Annotated in this window: 24 protein-coding genes; 10 read left to right on the top strand and 14 right to left on the bottom strand. The window is 42.7% G+C overall.

The features are described 5' to 3' along the window. Nucleotides 1-97: 97 nt before the first annotated feature. Both BUE22_RS15545 and BUE22_RS15550 read right to left on the bottom strand, forming a co-directional pair. Nucleotides 98-1057 carry an MBL fold metallo-hydrolase gene (locus tag BUE22_RS15545; RefSeq protein ID WP_073396200.1) on the bottom strand — a complete coding sequence of 320 codons (960 nt, stop codon included), beginning with the start codon at nucleotides 1055-1057 and terminating at the stop codon, nucleotides 98-100. Between the two features lie 162 nt (nucleotides 1058-1219). Beyond that, nucleotides 1220-2041, bottom strand: coding sequence for a helix-turn-helix domain-containing protein (locus BUE22_RS15550; RefSeq protein WP_073396202.1), 822 nt, complete (start codon nucleotides 2039-2041; stop codon nucleotides 1220-1222). Nucleotides 2042-2560: 519 nt separating this feature from the next. On the opposite strand from BUE22_RS15550, the gene BUE22_RS15555 reads away from it, so the two are divergent. Further along, a complete protein-coding gene (locus BUE22_RS15555; RefSeq protein WP_165768475.1) occupies nucleotides 2561-3643 on the top strand; it encodes an alpha/beta hydrolase in 1083 nt (360 codons plus the stop codon). Between the two features lie 70 nt (nucleotides 3644-3713). On the opposite strand, the gene BUE22_RS15560 is transcribed toward BUE22_RS15555, so the two are convergent. From BUE22_RS15560 to BUE22_RS23620, 7 genes are all read right to left on the bottom strand, one after another. Then, complete coding sequence (locus tag BUE22_RS15560) at nucleotides 3714-4850, bottom strand: adenylate/guanylate cyclase domain-containing protein (protein WP_073396205.1); 1137 nt, start codon at nucleotides 4848-4850, stop codon at nucleotides 3714-3716. Between the two features lie 127 nt (nucleotides 4851-4977). Then, nucleotides 4978-5727, bottom strand: coding sequence for an SDR family NAD(P)-dependent oxidoreductase (locus BUE22_RS15565; RefSeq protein WP_073396206.1), 750 nt, complete (start codon nucleotides 5725-5727; stop codon nucleotides 4978-4980). 13 nt (nucleotides 5728-5740) lie between these two features. After that, nucleotides 5741-6094 (bottom strand): winged helix-turn-helix transcriptional regulator, encoded by a 354-nt coding sequence (locus BUE22_RS15570; protein ID WP_073396209.1) that lies wholly within the window; start codon nucleotides 6092-6094, stop codon nucleotides 5741-5743. Between the two features lie 85 nt (nucleotides 6095-6179). Continuing rightward, nucleotides 6180-6716, bottom strand: a complete 537-nt coding sequence (locus tag BUE22_RS15575; RefSeq protein ID WP_084540277.1) for a nuclear transport factor 2 family protein — start codon at nucleotides 6714-6716, stop codon at nucleotides 6180-6182. Nucleotides 6717-6725: 9 nt separating this feature from the next. Continuing rightward, the gene (locus BUE22_RS15580; protein WP_073396212.1) at nucleotides 6726-7166 is read right to left on the bottom strand and encodes a nuclear transport factor 2 family protein; all 441 of its coding nucleotides are present in this window, start codon (nucleotides 7164-7166) and stop codon (nucleotides 6726-6728) included. A 115-nt stretch (nucleotides 7167-7281) separates the two neighbouring features. Next, nucleotides 7282-7917, bottom strand: a complete 636-nt coding sequence (locus tag BUE22_RS15585; RefSeq protein WP_073396215.1) for an NAD(P)-dependent oxidoreductase — start codon at nucleotides 7915-7917, stop codon at nucleotides 7282-7284. 16 nt (nucleotides 7918-7933) lie between these two features. Beyond that, the gene (locus BUE22_RS23620) at nucleotides 7934-8476 is read right to left on the bottom strand and encodes a hypothetical protein (RefSeq protein ID WP_124020478.1); all 543 of its coding nucleotides are present in this window, start codon (nucleotides 8474-8476) and stop codon (nucleotides 7934-7936) included. Nucleotides 8477-8687: 211 nt separating this feature from the next. Here BUE22_RS23620 and BUE22_RS15595 point away from each other — a divergent pair, with 211 nt between their 5' ends. Beyond that, complete coding sequence (locus tag BUE22_RS15595) at nucleotides 8688-9062, top strand: winged helix-turn-helix transcriptional regulator (RefSeq protein WP_073396221.1); 375 nt, start codon at nucleotides 8688-8690, stop codon at nucleotides 9060-9062. Between the two features lie 68 nt (nucleotides 9063-9130). Here BUE22_RS15595 and BUE22_RS15600 read toward each other — a convergent pair whose 3' ends face one another. Beyond that, the gene (locus BUE22_RS15600) at nucleotides 9131-10174 is read right to left on the bottom strand and encodes an aldo/keto reductase (RefSeq protein ID WP_073396224.1); all 1044 of its coding nucleotides are present in this window, start codon (nucleotides 10172-10174) and stop codon (nucleotides 9131-9133) included. A 168-nt stretch (nucleotides 10175-10342) separates the two neighbouring features. Here BUE22_RS15600 and BUE22_RS15605 point away from each other — a divergent pair, with 168 nt between their 5' ends. Both BUE22_RS15605 and BUE22_RS23735 read left to right on the top strand, forming a co-directional pair. Then, complete coding sequence (locus BUE22_RS15605) at nucleotides 10343-11788, top strand: cysteate racemase (RefSeq protein ID WP_073396227.1); 1446 nt, start codon at nucleotides 10343-10345, stop codon at nucleotides 11786-11788. A gap of 332 nt (nucleotides 11789-12120) precedes the next feature. Beyond that, the gene (locus BUE22_RS23735; RefSeq protein WP_073396229.1) at nucleotides 12121-12303 is read left to right on the top strand and encodes a hypothetical protein; all 183 of its coding nucleotides are present in this window, start codon (nucleotides 12121-12123) and stop codon (nucleotides 12301-12303) included. A gap of 1 nt (nucleotide 12304) precedes the next feature. On the opposite strand, the gene BUE22_RS15615 is transcribed toward BUE22_RS23735, so the two are convergent. From BUE22_RS15615 to BUE22_RS15625, 3 genes are all read right to left on the bottom strand, one after another. Then, nucleotides 12305-13072, bottom strand: coding sequence for an SDR family NAD(P)-dependent oxidoreductase (locus BUE22_RS15615; RefSeq protein ID WP_073396232.1), 768 nt, complete (start codon nucleotides 13070-13072; stop codon nucleotides 12305-12307). 219 nt (nucleotides 13073-13291) lie between these two features. Then, nucleotides 13292-14167 (bottom strand): SDR family oxidoreductase, encoded by an 876-nt coding sequence (locus BUE22_RS15620; protein WP_073396234.1) that lies wholly within the window; start codon nucleotides 14165-14167, stop codon nucleotides 13292-13294. An 8-nt stretch (nucleotides 14168-14175) separates the two neighbouring features. Beyond that, a complete protein-coding gene (locus tag BUE22_RS15625; RefSeq protein WP_073396237.1) occupies nucleotides 14176-14541 on the bottom strand; it encodes a DoxX family protein in 366 nt (121 codons plus the stop codon). An 87-nt stretch (nucleotides 14542-14628) separates the two neighbouring features. Between BUE22_RS15625 and BUE22_RS15630 the strand changes: the two genes are divergently transcribed. Then, on the top strand, nucleotides 14629-15012 hold the full coding sequence (locus tag BUE22_RS15630) for a winged helix-turn-helix transcriptional regulator (RefSeq protein ID WP_073396724.1): 384 nt from the start codon (nucleotides 14629-14631) through the stop codon (nucleotides 15010-15012). Between the two features lie 171 nt (nucleotides 15013-15183). On the opposite strand, the gene BUE22_RS15635 is transcribed toward BUE22_RS15630, so the two are convergent. Continuing rightward, a complete protein-coding gene (locus BUE22_RS15635; protein ID WP_073396239.1) occupies nucleotides 15184-15783 on the bottom strand; it encodes a TetR/AcrR family transcriptional regulator in 600 nt (199 codons plus the stop codon). Between the two features lie 601 nt (nucleotides 15784-16384). Between BUE22_RS15635 and BUE22_RS15640 the strand changes: the two genes are divergently transcribed. Genes BUE22_RS15640 through BUE22_RS15660 form a run of 5 tightly spaced genes read left to right on the top strand, consistent with a single transcriptional unit; the run spans nucleotide 16385 to nucleotide 18947 of the window. Next, nucleotides 16385-16762, top strand: a complete 378-nt coding sequence (locus tag BUE22_RS15640) for a single-stranded DNA-binding protein (protein ID WP_073396242.1) — start codon at nucleotides 16385-16387, stop codon at nucleotides 16760-16762. 42 nt (nucleotides 16763-16804) lie between these two features. Continuing rightward, nucleotides 16805-17878: a DUF932 domain-containing protein gene (locus tag BUE22_RS15645; protein WP_073396245.1), complete on the top strand. Its 1074-nt coding sequence runs from the start codon at nucleotides 16805-16807 to the stop codon at nucleotides 17876-17878. A 52-nt stretch (nucleotides 17879-17930) separates the two neighbouring features. Beyond that, nucleotides 17931-18128: a DNA-binding protein gene (locus tag BUE22_RS15650; protein WP_073396247.1), complete on the top strand. Its 198-nt coding sequence runs from the start codon at nucleotides 17931-17933 to the stop codon at nucleotides 18126-18128. A 12-nt stretch (nucleotides 18129-18140) separates the two neighbouring features. Further along, nucleotides 18141-18335 (top strand): hypothetical protein, encoded by a 195-nt coding sequence (locus BUE22_RS15655; RefSeq protein WP_073396250.1) that lies wholly within the window; start codon nucleotides 18141-18143, stop codon nucleotides 18333-18335. Nucleotides 18336-18347: 12 nt separating this feature from the next. Beyond that, nucleotides 18348-18947 carry a PRTRC system protein E gene (locus BUE22_RS15660; protein ID WP_073396252.1) on the top strand — a complete coding sequence of 200 codons (600 nt, stop codon included), beginning with the start codon at nucleotides 18348-18350 and terminating at the stop codon, nucleotides 18945-18947. The last annotated feature ends 4 nt before the right edge of the window (nucleotides 18948-18951 follow it).

Raw genomic sequence — 18951 nt, forward strand, 5'->3', positions numbered from 1 at the left:
TGGAATGAATCCCGTAACTCTAATTTAATACATAAAAATGGCAATTATCTTTCTGTGCAGATAAAAAAGTATTGCTATTAGGTTATTAATGTATGAGTTATTGCTTTTTTTGGATAGTGTCCCCAAAGTAAATTGGTGCCCACTTATAACCGCCACCTACAGCACTGATGTGTCCTATGCCGGGAAACGGCATATGTGGTGCGGCAACCCAGTAGCCTTTGGATGCCATAATTTCAAATTCGCGCGCGCGGGTGGCTTTAGCAGTTGGCTGGCTAATATCAAAATCAATGGTTACCTCAGGATTGGAAAACTGTACGGGCGCTATGTGGACAATGTCACCGGCAAACAGCATTTTTTGGCTGCCACTCTCCAGCAAGTATGCAGTAGAACCGGGAGTATGCCCATGAGTATCAATGGTTGAAATGCCGGGAATGATTACAGATCCGGCTGAGAACGTTTTTATCTTGTTTACTGCTATGTACGGTGTCAAGGCTTTTTCAACCTGGTCAAATATCGGCTGGTTGGATGCATCTGCATTTTTTTTATTGACCGCACTGAGCCAATAATCCTTTTCAGCCTTATTTAAGTATACAGTTGCGTTGGGAAACACCCGTTCGTTGGATGCATTGATAAGACCCCCAACGTGATCGGCGTGTGCATGAGTAATAAGGACTGCTGTTATGTCCTCCGGGCCAAGGCCTACTGCTTTCAGGTTCGTTACTAAATTTCCTGCGCCGCTACCCATAAATGTCCCGCATCCGGTGTCGACCAAGATGCGCTGTTCTTTCAGGACAATCAGGAACGCTGAGAAATTAATATTATAGATTGTGTCGTGACTATCAGACTGCATCTTCGCTGCAATCTCCTTTCTTGGGATGCCATGCAGAATTTCACCAACATTTACGGGATATGTGCCGTCAAAAAGTGAATAGACGATAGCTTCAGAGACCTGTGTACGATAGTATCCAGGCTGGTTTGCCAAGGTGCTATTCTGCGCGACTATGGTTTTTGAGCAGAGTGAAAGCAGCACAATTAAAACAAAATTGGAGTATTTCATAGTTTTTAATATTTGAAGTGAACTTTGAGTTGTGCCTTATAAAGGACATTTTTAATTCTGCACTGACGATCAAAGCAGAGATGTCAAAATTAATTATAAAGCCTCACAGGGCGATTCCTGTGAGGCTCATTTTATCTTTCTGCCTAGCTCAACCAGCAAAGATCATATTTCTGTAGGAGGCATACCGTATTGCTTTTTAAAAACAGTTGAAAAATGTGACGGGTTTTTAAACCCGACTTCAGCATATACGTCCATTACTTTCCTTTTTTGGTCCTTTAAAAGGAAATAGGCCGTTTCCAGTCTTTTTTTGATCAGCCACTTCTGCGGGCTGAGATTGCTGATTTTTTTAAAATCCCTCTTAAATGTCGCCAGGCTGCGTCCCGTATAGATTGCTATCTGTTCCATCGATAGCTCGTCCATATAATTGTCATTTAAAAATTCAAGGATATCCACCTTCCAAGGGTTGGCGAAATCAAAGAGAATACGGTAATAGATATCAGATATACTTAGAAGCCCGTAAATCCCTTCTAATAGTTTGAGATTTATAACTGCATCAGATGGTTTTATATTTGAATTAAAGTAAGGAGTGAGAGATTCAAACAGGCTCATTATTTCGGGACGCTGCCAAATCTTGAAAAAATTTTCATCTGGCATCTGGGTATCCTGCGGAATAGTAGCTTTATCCAGTTTTTGGTAAAAGTCGCGTAATATGCTTCTTTCAAATACTAATGAGATGCCCCTATAAGGCTGTCCATCTTTACTTTTCTTAATTATTTTTGTGCGGTGGTTACGCCTTACAAAAACTGCTTCACCAGCACTTATAGTAATACTTTGAGCCCCGTCTTGGATAACCTGTTCTCCTGAAAGGACATAATTTAAATAATGGACAGGCAGGGAATCGATGTCCTTTGTATCGCTTTCTGAAAAGCAGGATAGAAAAATCCCGCCATAGTTTATTATCTGAAGGTCAGCCGCTTTATCCATAATTAGTGCAGAAAAATTATTAAACAAAAATACGAATTTCCTAGAATTAGATTTTCTTCACAGGCTCATATGATATTACTGTAAAGCTCATTCTTTTTGCAGACCTGACCCTCTCGCAGTTTTGCCGGAATAAAAGGTTTTGGAAATAGTTTATCTGTGTTTTCCTTTTATTGAAGTAATTCTTTCGGAAGTAAGGCAAATGTAGATTTTATACTGCTATGGAAAAATGATAGTAACCTAAAGGTTAGCAGATAACTGACAGTCTTCGGTTACAAGAGTGATTATTTATGGCGTTTCTTCAGAAGCATTTACATATAAGTAAAATAAATTTTAAATGAGCCTTACAGCAAGACAAGTTGAGCCGTTAAGAAACAGCTGTTCTTACATGCCAACGTACCTTTGCTAAATCATTTTTCAAGGGACGAGATCTTGATTGTCAAAATTACCATGGAATGAAAAACCTTCAAGACATCCTAATTTATCAAGTGATGTAATATTAATATAAATAAAATAAAATAAATGAAAAAGTTAACATTGTTACTCGCTGGACTGGTTCTGTTTTCAGGGCCGCTGGCAGCACAAACAAAACAGCAGAAAAAGTCAAACGCTAAAGTAAAAACTGAAATGAAACAAATCAATCCTAAAGATTTTACCACTTTTAAGGTAAGCGATAATGTTACCATGTACGAGGTAGCATTTAAAAACCAGTACAAGCTGGAAGTTGTAGGGCATTTATTCATGCCTAAAGACCTGGATAAAACCAAGAAACACAGAGCCATTATTATTGGTGCGCCGATGGGAGCAGTAAAGGAGCAGGGAGCTGATGTTTATGCAGCAAAACTTGCAGAAAGCAACTTCGTAACCCTTGCCATCGACCTATCTTATTGGGGACAGAGTGAAGGATCGCCGAGAAATGCCGTTTCACCGGAAATGTATGTCGAGGACTTTATGGCCGGCGTTGATTTTTTAGGCACCCGACCATTCGTGGATAGGGATAATATTGGGGCTATCGGTATTTGTGGCAGCGGAAGTTTTGTAGTTAGCGCAGCAAAAATTGATACTCGAATCAAAGCACTGGCAACAGTAAGCATGTATGATATGGGAGCCGTAACACGCAACGGTATTAAAAAAGGACAGACTTTGGAGCAGCGCAAGGCATTTATTGCTGCAACCGCCAAAGAACGCTATACCGATTTCGAGGGCGGGGATTCAAAATGGGTAAACTACCTTCCGTTACAACTGCCTGCGGACGCAGATTCAATCAGAAAAGAATTCTATGACTTTTACCGCACACCCAGAGGAATCCATATCCCTGAAGGACGCACCCTGGAATTGACGCAGAATCGCCAGATAAGCTCCGAGGTAAAATTCATGAATTTTTATCCTTTCAATGATATTGAGACGATTTCGCCTCGACCAATGTTGTTTATCACTGGAGACCACTCACATTCAAGAGAGTTTAGTGAAGATGCCTATCAGCGTGCCGCTGAACCAAAAGAACTGTTGGTTGTTCCTAATGCCGGACACGTTGACCTGTATGACAGAGTTGAAAAAATACCTTTTGATAAGATTGAGGCCTATTTTACTAAAAACCTGAAATAATAAAACAAGGCTGTCTGTCTGCAGAATTGCCTAAAAAAGAAGAAGCTGCCCTAAGGCAGCTTCTTCTTTTTTATATATGTCCTTTATAAATTTTCCAAGGATAGGGATTTTTTTTTGTTTTTTTTCTCTCGGGCAGGAATAGCGTGTATGCATTTTGAAGATTGGATATTCCCTTTAGTTCAACATTTTCAAGGCGCTTAATTTCAAATCGGTCAAGCTCTTTTGACGATGCCCTGTAAAATGCTTCGGAGACAACGACCTCAGCTTGATGATTTTTGCATAAAACCTGAAGTCTTGAAGTAAGGTTCAGTACAGCTCCATGATAAGCAATTTCGGTTTTGTATTCTCCAACCAACGCAGTAGATACAATTCCACGGTGGATAGAGGTCCTGAATTCAGGTACCTGTCCATACTTTCTAAGAAATTCATCTTTCTTTCCCTGCAGGACATCCCGCAAAGTGAAATGCAATAAAACACAGTCCAGATATTTAAAGTTTTCTCCAATTTTCCAAGAAATCACCGCTTCGTCACCTACATACTGGTAAAGCTCTCCTCCACAGTCCAGGGTAATTTTTGCCAAATAGCGAAAACAATCCTGTATTAGATTACTAAATGCGGAATTCCCCAATCGTTCCACCATTGGTGTGGAATCTTTAAGGTCTATGAACAGGAATACACGCTCTTCATCCCTTGGGGTAAAGTAGGCATTTCGGACAAAGTTGGAAAAATAATTTTGTCCAAGATTTCGGCGCAGCGTTAAGATTGTTCCCGCTGCTATTTCGGTAAGAATTGGAAAGACAAATACCTGTTCAAGTGCAATATTTGGTAATGCTAAAAACTTATAGGTGCCTGCCTGTGGCTCACTGTAAATAAGCGATAAACCAAGGAGCATTAAAACAATAAGGCATGCAAATATAAAGATTCTCACCGTTGCATTTAAAAGATGATTTCTGGACCTGATCATTTTGGGATAGACAAAACTGTGGAGTATACCCATAATGAGTCCAGCAGTTATAGCTATAAAAATGACAAACGAATACAGTTTTCCCTTTGTCATATCCGCCTGAAGATGATATACCGCAGCAATAGAATCCGAGCTCATATCATTGACTTTGGTATAGGAAATAAGCAACGATGCGACCACCCAGATTACTATCACATAGCCTATTTCTGTTAAATGATAATTGATCTTGTTATGTGAAATCATATTGGTTGCTTCATGATATTAAGTTGCAATTTAAAAGTAAGAAGGTAATTATGCTTGATGGATCGTCGTAATGGCGTATCAATAAAGATACGCCTTAAGTATGACAACAGATCTGTGAATCCGTCCTCTAAACCTGTCCCATTCCTCCGTCTGCAAACAGTTCGCTGCCATTAAAAGCACGACTGTCTTCAGAGGCAAGGAATAATGCGGCACCGGCGACCTCTTCCGGAGTTGCCATGCGTCCCAGTGGGCTCTGCTGTTCAATGCCAGCCTTGATGCCGTCAATCATGCCAATATCGGTCAGCCGCTGTACAACATTTGCTGTCGAGGTGGCCCCCGGTGAAAGCACATTTACACGGATGCCTGTGCCTTTCAGGTCAAGCGCCCATGACCTTGCCAGGTTGCGGACAGCTGCCTTTGTAGCACTATACACGCTCATTGCGGCGGTACCCTTGGAACCGTTGATAGAACCTGCCAGTATGATCGAGCCTCCCGCTGACATCAGGGGCAGCGCTTTCTGTACCAGAAAGACCGTCCCTTTAACATTGGTGCCGAAAAGCTCGTCAAAAGATTCCTCGGTTATATGTCCAAGAGGCTCAAAATGGGCTGTGCCCACATTTGAAAACAGGATGTCAATTTTCCCATGGTTCGCCTTAACTTGCGAAATTAAGTGGTCAAGGTCTGACATAATGGAAACATCGCCTTTAACTGCCGTTACATTTGAGCCGATTTCCGCAGCCGCAGCCAGAAGGACATCCTGCTGGCGGCCGGTAATATATACATGAGCTCCATGCTCTGCAAAAAGTGTTGCAGCCGCAAGGCCTATCCCACCATTGCCTCCGGTGATAACAGCAACTTTATTTTCTAATCTTTTCATTTTTTTCTTAATATTATTTATTAAAATAATTCGTGCCCCATGCCGCCATAGTTTTTATGACTGGCTCTAAATCCCTTCCATTTGAGGTAAGCTCATAATCTACAATGGAGAGTTTCGGGTCCTTGGCCTTGCGCAACACAAGCTGGGATTGCTCCAGTTCCTGAAGGTCTTTTGACAGCACACGGGCAGAAATACCCGAAACACCCCGTTGCAGGTCCATAAAACGCGTTGTACCATTGTTGAGCAGAAATACCACAATCTGCATCTTCCAACGGCCAGAAAGCAATTGCATAATGTCCCTGACCATAAGCAATGAAAGCTGCCCCGGACATTCCTGCATAGTTGTATCATTTTCTGAATGTTCCATCGTGGTTTTTATTTATTGTATTTTCGTGGCTGTAACCTCTCATGGTTGGGGAAGTTATTATATGGCTATTTCAAATTTCAGATCTCTATTTATTGAGCGGTCTGGACTCAACAAGCACAAAGTAAGCTGTGCGTTCTTTTATCAGCCATTTGCCGTTTTTATGGATATAGACATCGGCATATTTTACACTGTAATCAGAAAGGATGTCTTTTCCATCGGCCTCCCTGACCATTTTTATCTGCGTAAATGAAAGGCCTGTGGCATTATCGCCTTTTATAGCTACTGTATGCTGCCCGTTCAGGGTAAAATAAGTTTTTACCTGTGAGGCATGGCCCGTAAATTCACGCTCAAGTTTGTCGGTGCCCTCTATATTGACAACCAGGCTGCCATTCATATATACTTTGTAAACCGCATCGTTCGTAAGAAGGCCCATCTGTTCTGCAATTTTCTTCTCATCACCTAAAGACGCATAGGCATCAATCAAGTTTCTAAGTTCTTCCTTATCCTTGCTGTTTTGTATTGAGTTTTTTTCAGAACCAGCTTTTTCCTGGGCATTTGCTGCTTCAGCTAAGAGCAAAAAGCTGAAAGCTGACAGCAGGAAGGTTACATAAATGCGTTTCATATACATCATTTAATTGTTGATTTCTCGTACCTCTATCATTATAAAATGACCTATACGTGCTTTGATCAGCCATTTCCCGTCCTGGCGGACAAAGGTATCTTCGTATCTTACACTGTAATCTGTAAGTACATCTTTTCCTTCAGTTTCCCTGATCATTTTGAGCTGTGAAAAAGAAACACCGCTGGCTGTATCCCCGTCAACTGTTACGCTGAACTGTCCATTGAGCGTAAAGTAGGTCTTTACCTGAGCGATGTGTTCTGCAAAATCTTTTTCCATCTGGTCCCTGCCACTTGTGGCAACAACCTGATGTCCGTTCATAAACACATTGTATGTGGTATCCGGCGTAAAAAGTGCCATCTGCTCAGTTAGCTTTTTGTCATCGCCCAAAGTTGCATACGCATCTATTACAGCTCTTAATTCTTCCTTGTCTTTTAAAATTTCCAGTGTCATAATTATTATTTATTAGTATTAAAATTCAGTTACGTTATCGCAAGTGCGACTATCTGTACCCTCAGGCACAGACTTTAATCCTTCAGACGCATTTTATCTGGCGGGAATTTTTCTATTATTTGCTTATTGCAGGAGCCTTGTACAGGTAGTCATTCGTATCGAGCTGAGCCAGCAGGAAATTTGCGAGGTCGGCGCGGCTTAGCTCAAAAAAGCTAAATTTTCCATCACCCGCATAGCCTATGTGGATATTGCCCTGAGCAGGCTTTGTCTTCAGCATAGGTACTCGTGCCATCGTCCAGTCGAGGCCGCTGTTCCGGATAAGATCGCCAAAGGTTACTATATCCTTCAGGATGCCGGGAGCCAGAACCTTAAGCATTACCACTCCGAATGATACCATAAACTGGAAACTATCATTAGGATCGCTGTAGCTTGATGAAACTGCCGTTATAAGACGCTTGGTGCCGGTCTTTTTCATAGCTGCAATAATATTCATGTAGCCAATGGAAATATCGAGCTGCTTTGATTTTTTCTTAGGGCCAATCAGGCTGATGACCGCATCTGCGCCAATAACAGCCTCTTCAATTCTACCTGCATCACTAAGCTCGCCGCGAATTATCACCAACTTGCTATTCTCAATTGATATACTCGTGGAGGGCCTTACGTAAGTGACAACTCTGTGTCCGTCGGCAAGCGCCTTTTCTATAACCAGAAGCCCTGCAGGGCCCGTACCTCCAAAAATTGTTATATTCATTTTACTTATTTTTTACTTAGTTATTTGTATATAGCCCTGCGGCATGATCTGTCCTGACAATGTCAAAAATGCAATAGGATTTCAGGCGTCTGGGGCTCAGCCCAAGATGACGATCCACCCGTTCCGGATCTACAGCGACAGCCTGAAGGCTTAAACCACTTTGCAGGGCAAGCAACTCCAGCTTTAGCACCACATCGTTTACGGCCTGTTCGCACCATAAATTCAGCTCAATTGAGCTCATTAGCATGTACCGATAAGCAGTTATATATGGCAGCTGATTTTCACTTGCGACACCCGCCATATCCTTGGAATGGGTAAAATAATCGAGGGAATCAAAGTTTTCAGTGTCTGTCCTCTGCACAATAAGCAGCTGGAGGGAAGAGCAGGTTTGTGGATACAGCATACCGTTTAGGTCTGAGCGAAGAACCGGGATTATCGAGTACGGTCTCCAGCCGCTGGAAGTGAAAAGGGCGTAGCTGTAATACAGCAAGCGGTCGATGTCCGCCGATGCTGCCCCGCAGCTATTTGAATCTAATCTTACTCTTGAATCCACTTGCATAACTTATACTGTTTAAGCTGTTTAAAAATACCCTCAGGCTGCTGACCCCATCCTCCAACTGTCAATCTAAATCACTGCATCTTCCATTACGCCAATCAGGCCTTTTTTCATAAAATCGCAAAAAGACTATGCAGTAAACAAATTTACTTTATATTTGCTTACATAATATTAGTCGTTACTAAAAGGTTAGTGACTAACAAAATTGCGAATCATGGAAGATATAAAAGACGGCAAACCTGTAAGCAAGGAATTTACAGATGAATGCACCACAGTGCTTAACGCAGTCAGCGATGCGCTTTATGCTATAGGCGGCAAGTGGAAGCTGATGATTATAATTGCTATGGCCAGAGGGAACAGCAGGTTCTCTGAACTTCAGAGACAGGTAAAAGGAATCTCGGCCAGGGTTTTGTCCAGTGAACTGAAAGAACTTGAAATGAATGGATTTATAATCAAGAAGGTGGCAGTGGGCTATCCTGTTACGATTGAATATGAGCTCCTGCCATACAGCCATACCCTTGAAGAGCTTGTCGGGGCCATGACCCGCTGGGGCATACAGCACAGAGAAAAAATTAAAAGCGAACGTTAGCCATGTATTAAATGCCAAGCATTCGCTCCGGGCTTTACAAGCCTCGGAGCGCCTGGTCTACTTTCTGTTTAACGTACAGCCATGTCTGGCTTTATAATCTTATCCATTTTTCCTCCGGTTAAGACTGTCCTGTGCTCAGGGGCATTGTTAAAGTCATGCGGATATCCCATGGGTACAGTACTTGCCCTATCCAGCTGGCTGACCTGCGCCTGGGTAAGCTGAATTTCGGCAGCCTTAAGGTTTTTCTCAATCTGCTCAAAGGTTCTTGCTCCCAGTATCGGGATAACTCCCTTAGCCTTAAGCCATGAAAGGGCAACCAGTTCAGGCTCGCTCTCTATAACCTGCGCAATTGCGAAAAGCTCATCCAGCACGGCCTCGGCAATAGGATTTCCCTGATAAGGGATGCTTCCTTCGAAAGCCGTCGCCCTGCCGCTTTCTCCCTTACGGTATTTACCTGTCAAAAGCCCGCCTGCAAGTGGTGACCAGGCCATTACGCCCAAGCCGAATGCCTCGGCCATCGGCAACAGCTCCCTTTCGGTCTCACGCTGCAGCAGGCTGTATTCAACTTCTATCGCACTCACCGCAGACCAGCCTCTTAGTTCAGCCAATGTTGCAGCGCTGGCCACACGCCATGCTGGGAAGTTGGAGATGCCCCCGTAAATAATCTTTCCTGCACGTACCAAATCATCAAGACCGCGCACAATTTCCTCGATTGGAGTAAATAAGTCGTCCTGATGTACAAAGTAGAGATCTATCCTGTCAGTCTTCAGCCTCCTGAGGCTTTCCTCTACCGACTGCACCATGTTTTTACGATGGTTGCCCAGCGTTCCAAGGGCCTGTACCGGGAAAAGTCCCCTTGTATATTTTGTACTTATAACCAGTTCATTTCTTTTAGATGCTATCACGCGTCCTAATATCTCTTCAGATTCACCGCATTGATAGTTGTCTGCAGTATCGATGAGGTTGCCGCCCAATTCTGTGTAAAGGGATACAATACGTTCCACTTCCTTCTCTTCGGTGCCATAGCCCCATGCTGTCCCGAAACTTCCGGCTCCCAGTGCAAATTCGCTTACCGGCAGACCTGTCTTTTTTCCTAATAGCTTATAATTCATCTCTCTGATATTAACATTGATAAGGCAAAGGTATTTGATAAAGCATTACAATTTATTACTAGTAATCAAAAGGTTAGCGGATACGTTTGGGTTATCAATTTAGTGGGGAGGCAACCTGTGCTAATCGAATGCAAATGGCTAAATTTGTATTCTTATTATAAAAACGCTATGGAAAAAATTGCTGTTATCGGAGGATTGGGTACGCTCTCTGGCGGGGACTTGTTCTTTAAGCTCCTCAAAAATCAGCGCGTCCTAAGAAACCAACTGGACTATCACCTGATATTTGAACAGCAGCCCTACAGCCAGATCAATCTTCCCCTGTATCAGGAAGAAGATATCAAGTCCAGAAAGTTCTATACTTATACTGTCTGCAAAAATTTTGAGCAAAAGGGTGTGACAAAGGTACTTTTGCCCTGCTTTGCCAGTCACTCCTTTCTGGAAGAGCTCCAAAAGGAAATTTCTGTTCCTATTGTAAATATTTTTGATGCGCTGACCCAGCACCTTCACGCCACGGTTGAAAAGGGATCAAGAATCGGAATATTGGCCTCCGATTACGTAAAACGGAGCCCCATGCTGGCCACCTATTTCATAGGCTACGAGTTGGTTTTTCCTGACAGGCAGGATCTTCTGATGGAGGCGATATATGGAGACGGCGGTATAAAAAACGGGAATTTTTCGGGCATTCCGCTGGAATATACGGCGCAGGCGTGCAATGAACTTATAGACAAGGGATGTGCTGCAGTACTTCCATGCATTACCGAAATTTCGCTGATCGCAGACCAGCTGCGTCAAAGAGGCATTTCCCTTATTGATGCCAATCAGGTTTACGCGGATTACGCACTTGAAAACGGCACCGCAGCGCCGGAGAAAAAGTTTAAATTGGGAATTCTTGGAGGTGTCGGCCCCTCTGCAACGGTGGATTTCATGAACAAGGTCATCCAAAATACGCCGGCATCAAAAGACCAGGACCACATCAAGATGGTCGTGGAGCAGAACCCGCAGATCCCCGACAGGACTGCCAACCTTATCCGACAGGAAACAGACCCTACTGTTGCCATGTTCTCGACCTGCAAGAAGCTTGAAGCCGAAGGTGCCCATGCGATCGCCATTCCCTGCAATACGGCGCATGCCTATGTGAAAAGTATTCAGGAACATCTCAGCATTCCAATAATTAACATGCTTTCGACGACCGCAACGCACATCGCTGCCCACTTTGGCACTGAGGCAGTGGTTGGACTGCTGGCTACAAGCGGCACGATACAAAGCAGGGTATATCACGAGGTTTTGAACACATCAGGACTGGCTGTCCTGACGCCCGATGAACAGCACCAGGATCTGGTCATGGAAAGCATCTACGGCGAGCTGGGAGTAAAAGCAGGTTTCACTCAAGGACGCTCCAAAGAGTGCATCTTGAAAGCTATAGAATATTTAAAGGATAATGGCGCCCAGGTGATTGTTCTGGGCTGTACGGAACTTCCGTTGCTCTTTCCAGAGCAGACCGAAATTACTGTAAAAGAATCGGTAATTCCACTAGTAGATCCAACGGTAATTTTAGCCAAGAAAATAGTTTTGCTCGCAAAGGAATTTGCCCAAGGCAATGCTTTAATAAACTGACATGAAACCGTCTGCTGATTTCAATTGAATGAAAAAAAATGATTTTATTTGAAGCTTAAAGATGCTGCTTGCAAAATTAAAAATTGCCTGCTGTCAGGAGAGCTGTCTTCCTGATAGCTCTCCATAAACGGACAGGCATGCTATAAGCTGTAAACAGTTTTGAGAAATTCCCTGACGGTCTGCGGCTCACTACCTAAAATTTTTTTGCAAGATCAGAAGATGAAGAATCAAACTCTCCTTGTGCAATGGCGTCACAGAACGTAGCAAAGCCCTCTATGTGCTGGGCAGCTACTGGATAGTATGCCATCGATGATGTCCTAGTATTGAAGATTATGGCAGCAGCTTTTGTTGACGAATATTCAAATGTTAGGTACCATGCTGCAAAACCTAATAGCTTAATTTCATCAGGGCGTCTTCAAAAAAGAAAATTACAAAGCTTTGAAACGATTGTAAAACGCAAAAAAAAACCAAGAGACAATTCATCCGCTAGGCTTCTTTTATTTTTTTTAAAATGACTTAAATTCTAAATCCGCCAGAAACTTCTATTCGCTGTGCATTAATCCATTTTGAATCTTCAGAACAAAGGAATGCTATCACACTTCCAATATCATCCGCCAAACCAACTCTTGATAATGCTGTTTCTGAAGCCAAATGATTATTCAGATCTGAAATATCGCGGACAGCACCGCCTCCGAAATCGGTTTCAATAGCGCCCGGAGCAACAGAATTGACTCTTATTTTTCTGCTTCCCAATTCCAATGCCTGGTATTTTGATAATGAATCGACTGCCGCTTTCATTGCACCATAAGCAGAATATCCTGCAAAAGAATATCTTGCCAAACCAGAGGACGTATTTACGATACTGCTTCCGTCATTGAGTAATGGCAGCAATTTTTGTGTTAAGAAATAAGGCCCTTTGAAATGGATATTTGTCATTGCATCCAAAATTTCTTCTGTTGTGGTTTCAAAACTTTCGCTGATGCCGACACCGGCGTTGTTTACCAGTGCATCCAGTTTTGCAGAAGAAAATGCAGTATCTAAAACATCTTTTACTTCCGTCACAAATTGGTCAAAACCTGCCGTTGTGGAAATATCCAAAGGCAATGCAAATGCTTTTTGTCCTATAGTTTTAATTTCTTTTACCACTTCGTCTGCAAATTCTTTTTTGGTTTGATAAGTAAGTATGATATCAAATCCTTTTTTGGCCAATTGTATAACAGAATCTTTACCAAGTCCACGGCTTGCGCCTGTTACTAATGCTATTTTATTTAGATTCTTTGTCATTTATTATGTTTTTATAATTAGTGTTAGATTAAAATTCTTATTGCTTATTACACAAATTGTGCTTCAGAAAGTATCATTGGCTTCGTTTGTTCTTGTCACTATAGTTTGGACAGCAAAGATGATTTCATTTGAATCTTTAAGATCGTGCTTCAGAATTAAAAATTGCATGCCGTCAGGAGAGCTGTCCTTGCGATGGCTCTCCATAAACGGACTGGCATGCTATAAGCCGTAGGAAGTTTTGAGAAACTCCCTCACGGTCTGCGGCTCACCGCCTAAAATCTTTTCCAGATCAAAAGATGGAGAATCGAACTCGCCCTGTGCAATGGCGGCACAGAATGTAGCCAGACCCTCTATGTCCTGGGCAGCAACTCCAAAATTCTGAAGCTGTATAACAAAGTCTTCTTGTGATGGCGATACATACTGTATCTTTTTTCCCGACAACTCGCTGAGCAATTCAGCAATGTCATGAAACGAAACTGATTCCTTTCCTCCAAATTCATAGATTTTTCCCTCGTGCCCTGCATTGGTAAGAATGATCGATGCCGCTTTGGCCAGATCCGAACGGCTTACGTACGAAGAACTGCCGCTGCCCGCAGGAAGGAATATAGTGCCCGAATTAATAACATCTGGTCCCATAAACATCGGCAGTATATCACTGTATAGTCCATGCTTCAATATTGTAAATTCCAGGCCTGAATCCTTGATCATCTGGTCGGTCTTCCAATGCGCATCCGCTACAAAGGCAATGGCCGAGGACCCATCTTCAAGCTTTCTCTGGGCACTGGTGTAGATGATGTGTTTGACACCTGCTTCCATTGCCGCATTGACAACATTCTGGTGCTGGGCAAGACGGTTTACAATATCGCTTGAAGAAACAAAATAGAGCTTTTCGATACCCCTGAAAGCAGATACAAGCGAATCGTAGTTGTCGTAATCTGCTGCTATGACCGCTACACCTTTTGCAGTGAGCGCTTTGGCTTTCTCAGTATCGCGCGCAAGCGCTACTATATCTGCCACCGGTATTCTCTCCAGCAGGTTATCTACGACCGCCGACCCCAGATGTCCCGTCGCTCCGGTTACAAGAATTTTTCCCATCGTATCAATTATTTAATTTCAGGTTTGTTTTCCGGAAGGAAGATTGAAGGGTTGCGCACCGCAGCAGTGATCCATATCAGAATCAGAGGTACAAGTGAGTTAAGTGAAAGGCCGTATGACACTTCAACTGCAAGGGCACCTGCAAAATAAGACGCAAGCAGTAAAAAACCAATTTTTAGCGTCTTGGGGAAAGCAAATAGTGCTGCAAAAACCACTTCCGCCAGACCAAGCATCATGGCATATTGGGCGACACCGACCGCCTCAAGTCCCTTTACTGATTCCGGACTACCCATTAATTTCATAACGCCACTCATGGCTACCATTCCCACCGCAAGTACCGTAAGTACGATACCTGTAATTTTCTTTATTTTCATATTTGTAATTGTTTAAAATCCAAAAATACTCTAATTTTACTGCTGAATTTTGACCCGTAACCTAAAGGTTAGTAACTTATTATGACAATGGAAATAGTAGAGAAAGATGGTCGTCCTACAGTCAGCACTGCCCACGCAGGACACTGCCAGGCAAGTATAAAGAACGTCAGTGACGCCCTATATGTAATAGGCGGAAAATGGAAACTGAGCATAATTGTTGCATTAGCCGACAGCGATAAGCGCTTTACCGAGATCCAACGCCAGGTTGAAGGTATTTCTGCTCGAGTGCTCTCAAGCGAACTCAAAGATCTGGAGTTAACCGGATTTATATATAAAAAGATCACTGTGGACCCAGTACTTATAGAATACGGCCTGGCACCTTACTCAAGAAGCCTTGAGCAGGTGGTGAGATCACTAAGCGAATGGGGAAGCCAGCATCGCGACAAGTTAAAAACTGATGCGCTGCAGTAAAAGCTGCCCAATTTTTGGCAGTCCCTTAAATTTATAATTTTCTTTTTTATTTAGAAAATTTAGGTTGCCTCATTCTCGGCATAAATGCAGAAAAATGAACCGCCAGCTTTGGCTTATACGATTGATGAGTAGCAAAGAGTAATGCCACGCGTCTATAGATTTAGATTCCATTCATTCTATCATCATAGCAATCCAGAATGGAATTAGAGTTCTTCGTTCCCTTACCATGATATCGAATTCCATTTCGTCGATTCCATGGCTTCCCGAAACAAGCGGCTTTGCAATAAAAGGAAAAAAAATTAGTCCCATTATGTTCGTTACAAGATGCAGGGGTGCTGTACCTCTGAGCTTTCCCTGCGTGCCTGCCTGGTTGAGCTGGCAAAGAAATACAGAATCCTTTAGTATTCCTGAGATTTGTAGCTTTCCGATAAGTTCGGAATGATTGTTTCTCATCTCCGAAAGAATAAATAGGGGCAGTTCGGGATCTTCAATCATCCTGTCAATACACTGCAAGGCCAGCAGCTCCAGCTTATATGCGAGATCAGTACTTTGATCATTGAGTATTTCCTCAAGTCCCATCACAAAATAGGAAAGCGACTCCATCATGACCACTTCGAAAAGCCGTGACTTGCTCCTGAAATAGTAGTTTAGCATCGCGGTGCTTACATCCGCTTCACGCGCAAGATCGACCGTCCGGGCAGCGGCATACCCCTTTTTATAAAAAACCCTGCGTGCTGCAACTTTGATCCTGTCTTCTGTCGAAATTCCCATATACCTGTTTTTCTTATTTTATGCGATATACGCAGTGATTGCCGGCGTACTCTTGAGATTATAATTCTACATCTAATCTCATAGAGGTTATCACCTTGCTTGTCTGGTACGCATTCAAGCGCCAAAATTAAATCATAATTGGCCGCTAAAAATTAGTCCTAACTAAAAGGTTACCAGCTATTCAGATGGGCGTGGAAAGCGCTTTTAATCAAAAAGCCTTTTCCTATACTAGCTATCTTTTGCTTCCCGTAATCTTTTTTTGTGCAGGAACCAGTATGCTTTTGTCCCATTTCAAGAGCAAAGGTATCTCCGTGTCCTTAACGCAATAGCAAGGCCGGGCCTTTTAGGTTTGACAAAAAATCTCCACCCGTCCGGGTTGTATTTTTTGTCAAAACCTTGCTATTGCTAGACACTCACCTTTTTATGCTCATGAAACGAAACATAGCATACTCCGGCTCTTTAGACGAATAAAAAAAATGTCAGCAATGAGAAATACAATATTAAAAAAGGATTTGATGAAACAAAACAGCACCTCCTCTCATTGCCGAATAAATTTTCAAAAAAAATAAAATAAAAATTAATCATTTAAAAAGCAGAAATCATGAACATCACAGGAAGAGTGACAGCCGATGCGCAGGTACGCAACGTGTCAGAGAGCAAGACAGTAGTAAATTTTTCAGTAGCCATCAACGACAGCTACAGAAACAAACAGGGCGAACGCATAGAGCAGACAACGTATTTCGACTGCGCCTACTGGCTTAGTTCAAAAGTAGCGCAGATACTCACTAAAGGTACGGTGGTAGAACTTACAGGGAAAGTGAGCGCAAGGGCGTGGACAGGCAGTGACGGACAACCGCATGCAGGACTGAACTTCAACACCTCGCAAATCAAACTGCACGGGGGCGGTAAAAAAGCCGAAGCGGTACAGGCTCCTACAGGAAACAGCAATGACAATACAAAGGACGACCTGCCATTTTAACAACGAGCACCTAAATAATTAAACAATTTAAAATTTAAAATCATGGCACATAATATCAATTTTAACAGCGAAACAGGACGTTATTCATTCTTTAGCGTAAAGGAAAAAGCGTGGCACGGACTAGGGCAGATTGTTGAGCAATACCCAACAAGCGAGGAAGCTATAAAATTTGCAGGATTAGATTACGAAATCGTTAAAAGTCCCCTATTTACTAAGGGTTCGGGCATTATTCAAACGGCTGATAGTATCGAGATTGGGAGTGACGAATTGGAAGTCCCTAACTATTTTGCCAATATACGCACGGATAACAATGCAGTATTGGGCGTGGTAGGAAAAGACTATCATATCGTGCAGAACCGTGAAGCATTTAATTTCTTTGATGCCATTGTAGGCGGTGGAGAGGGAATACTATATGAAACCGCAGGAGCGCTGGGTAATGGGGAACGCATATTTATCACAGCCAAACTACCCGACTATATCCGAGTTGGAAATGGCGACGATGTAACCGAAAAATATATTTTCCTGACCACCTCCCACGATGGTAGCGGAAGTATTACAGCCGCTTTTACGCCTATTCGAATCGTATGCCAAAACACGCTTAACGCCTCCTTACGCAGTATGACTAATGTAGTGCGTATCAAACATACTTCAGGAGCAAAACAGCGTATTGAGAACGCCCACAAGATTATGGGATTGGCGAACACCCTGAGCAGTCAGTTAGAGAGCATTTTCAATGAATGGGCAAAAGTAAAGGTAACAGACCAAGAAGTGAGAAAGCTGATCCAATTGGCACTTTGTCCAAATAAAGAAACTTTCGATTTACTCAAAAAAGGTGCGGAAGATGAAATCTCGACCGTGTTCAAAAATACAGTTGAGGATGCTTTTGCATACGCTATGATTAGCGACACACAGCAGATGGAAACGACCAAAGGCACATTGTTCGGGGCATATAATGCTGTTACAGGCTACTATCAGAATGTACGCAATTACAAAGACGATGAAGCAAAGTTGCAGAGCATTGTTTTGGGCGGTACTGCCCAACTCAAATCACAGAAAGCATTTGACTTGTGTACAGGCTTTGCCTTGGAGGGTGCTGAAATCCTAAACTTTAATTAGATAACCAAAGGCTGCCGCTTTAATCGGTGGTAGCCTACTAAAAAATACTGTTATGAAAGCTAAATCAATAGAGGAAGCTAAAAGTATGGCTAAATCACAAAGCCTTGAAGCGAAATACGAAGACGAAGCTGTATATATCATTTACTGCAATAGAACAGAGTATTTCTATATAGATACCAATAGCCTTTTAAGGACTTGGGAACAGCTTACAGGCTATTACGAAAACGGAGTTTATAATGCTGAAAACTGAACTGATAAAGTGATGAAGATAACAGATTTGAACGGCTGTCCTATTGAGGTGACAAACCTGAACAAAGCCATCAAAATGGCAGGACAGTACAAGGAATACCGCCACGAGGATAAAAGTTTCTCCGAATTCGATAAAAGGCAGAAAGCCTATTGGACAGATATGTACGAGAAACTCAGAACCATTAAAAAACAATTAGACGACAATTAAAATTTTAGAACGATGAATGCAAATTTTTTCCATCAGATAGCACAGTTGCAGATTACAGGTGATTTGCAACTCACCATAGCAAAAGGAGCAGAAAACAACCTAATCGTATCGGTTATGCTCCAAAATGAACAATGCGGAGATAATGCTAAGAACATCATACCGCCCCTTAATCTTCGGGGAACAGCCGAAGAACTCGACAACGGTTTTTTCGAGAAGATAACCACACCCATGCAAACCGCTTCGGGCTTGATGGTCGATATGGAAAGCTTTATGAAGCAGTTGGAAGAAACCAAAAAGCAGTCCGCAATGGAGAAAGATAAAGCCGACAGGCAGAAGAAAGAACAGGAAGCCAAAGACAAGAAGTTCAAGGACGCAATGGCTAAGGCAGATGAACTGGAAAAAGAGGGCAAATTTCGTGAAGCGTGGGTTAAAGTACCCGAAATAACAGAGTTCCCCGAAAAGGCTGACGAGCTACGCAGACGCAAAAGAGAACTGTCCGACAAGTTTTCTGCGCCAAGTCTTTTTGGAGCTATAGAGGAAGAAAAAACCGAACCCGCAAAAACGGAAGAAGTAACTGCCGATTACTCAGCAGAAACTCCGCAGGAAAACTAAATGT

This window comes from Flavobacterium pectinovorum, assembly GCF_900142715.1.
Lineage (GTDB): Bacteria > Bacteroidota > Bacteroidia > Flavobacteriales > Flavobacteriaceae > Flavobacterium > Flavobacterium pectinovorum.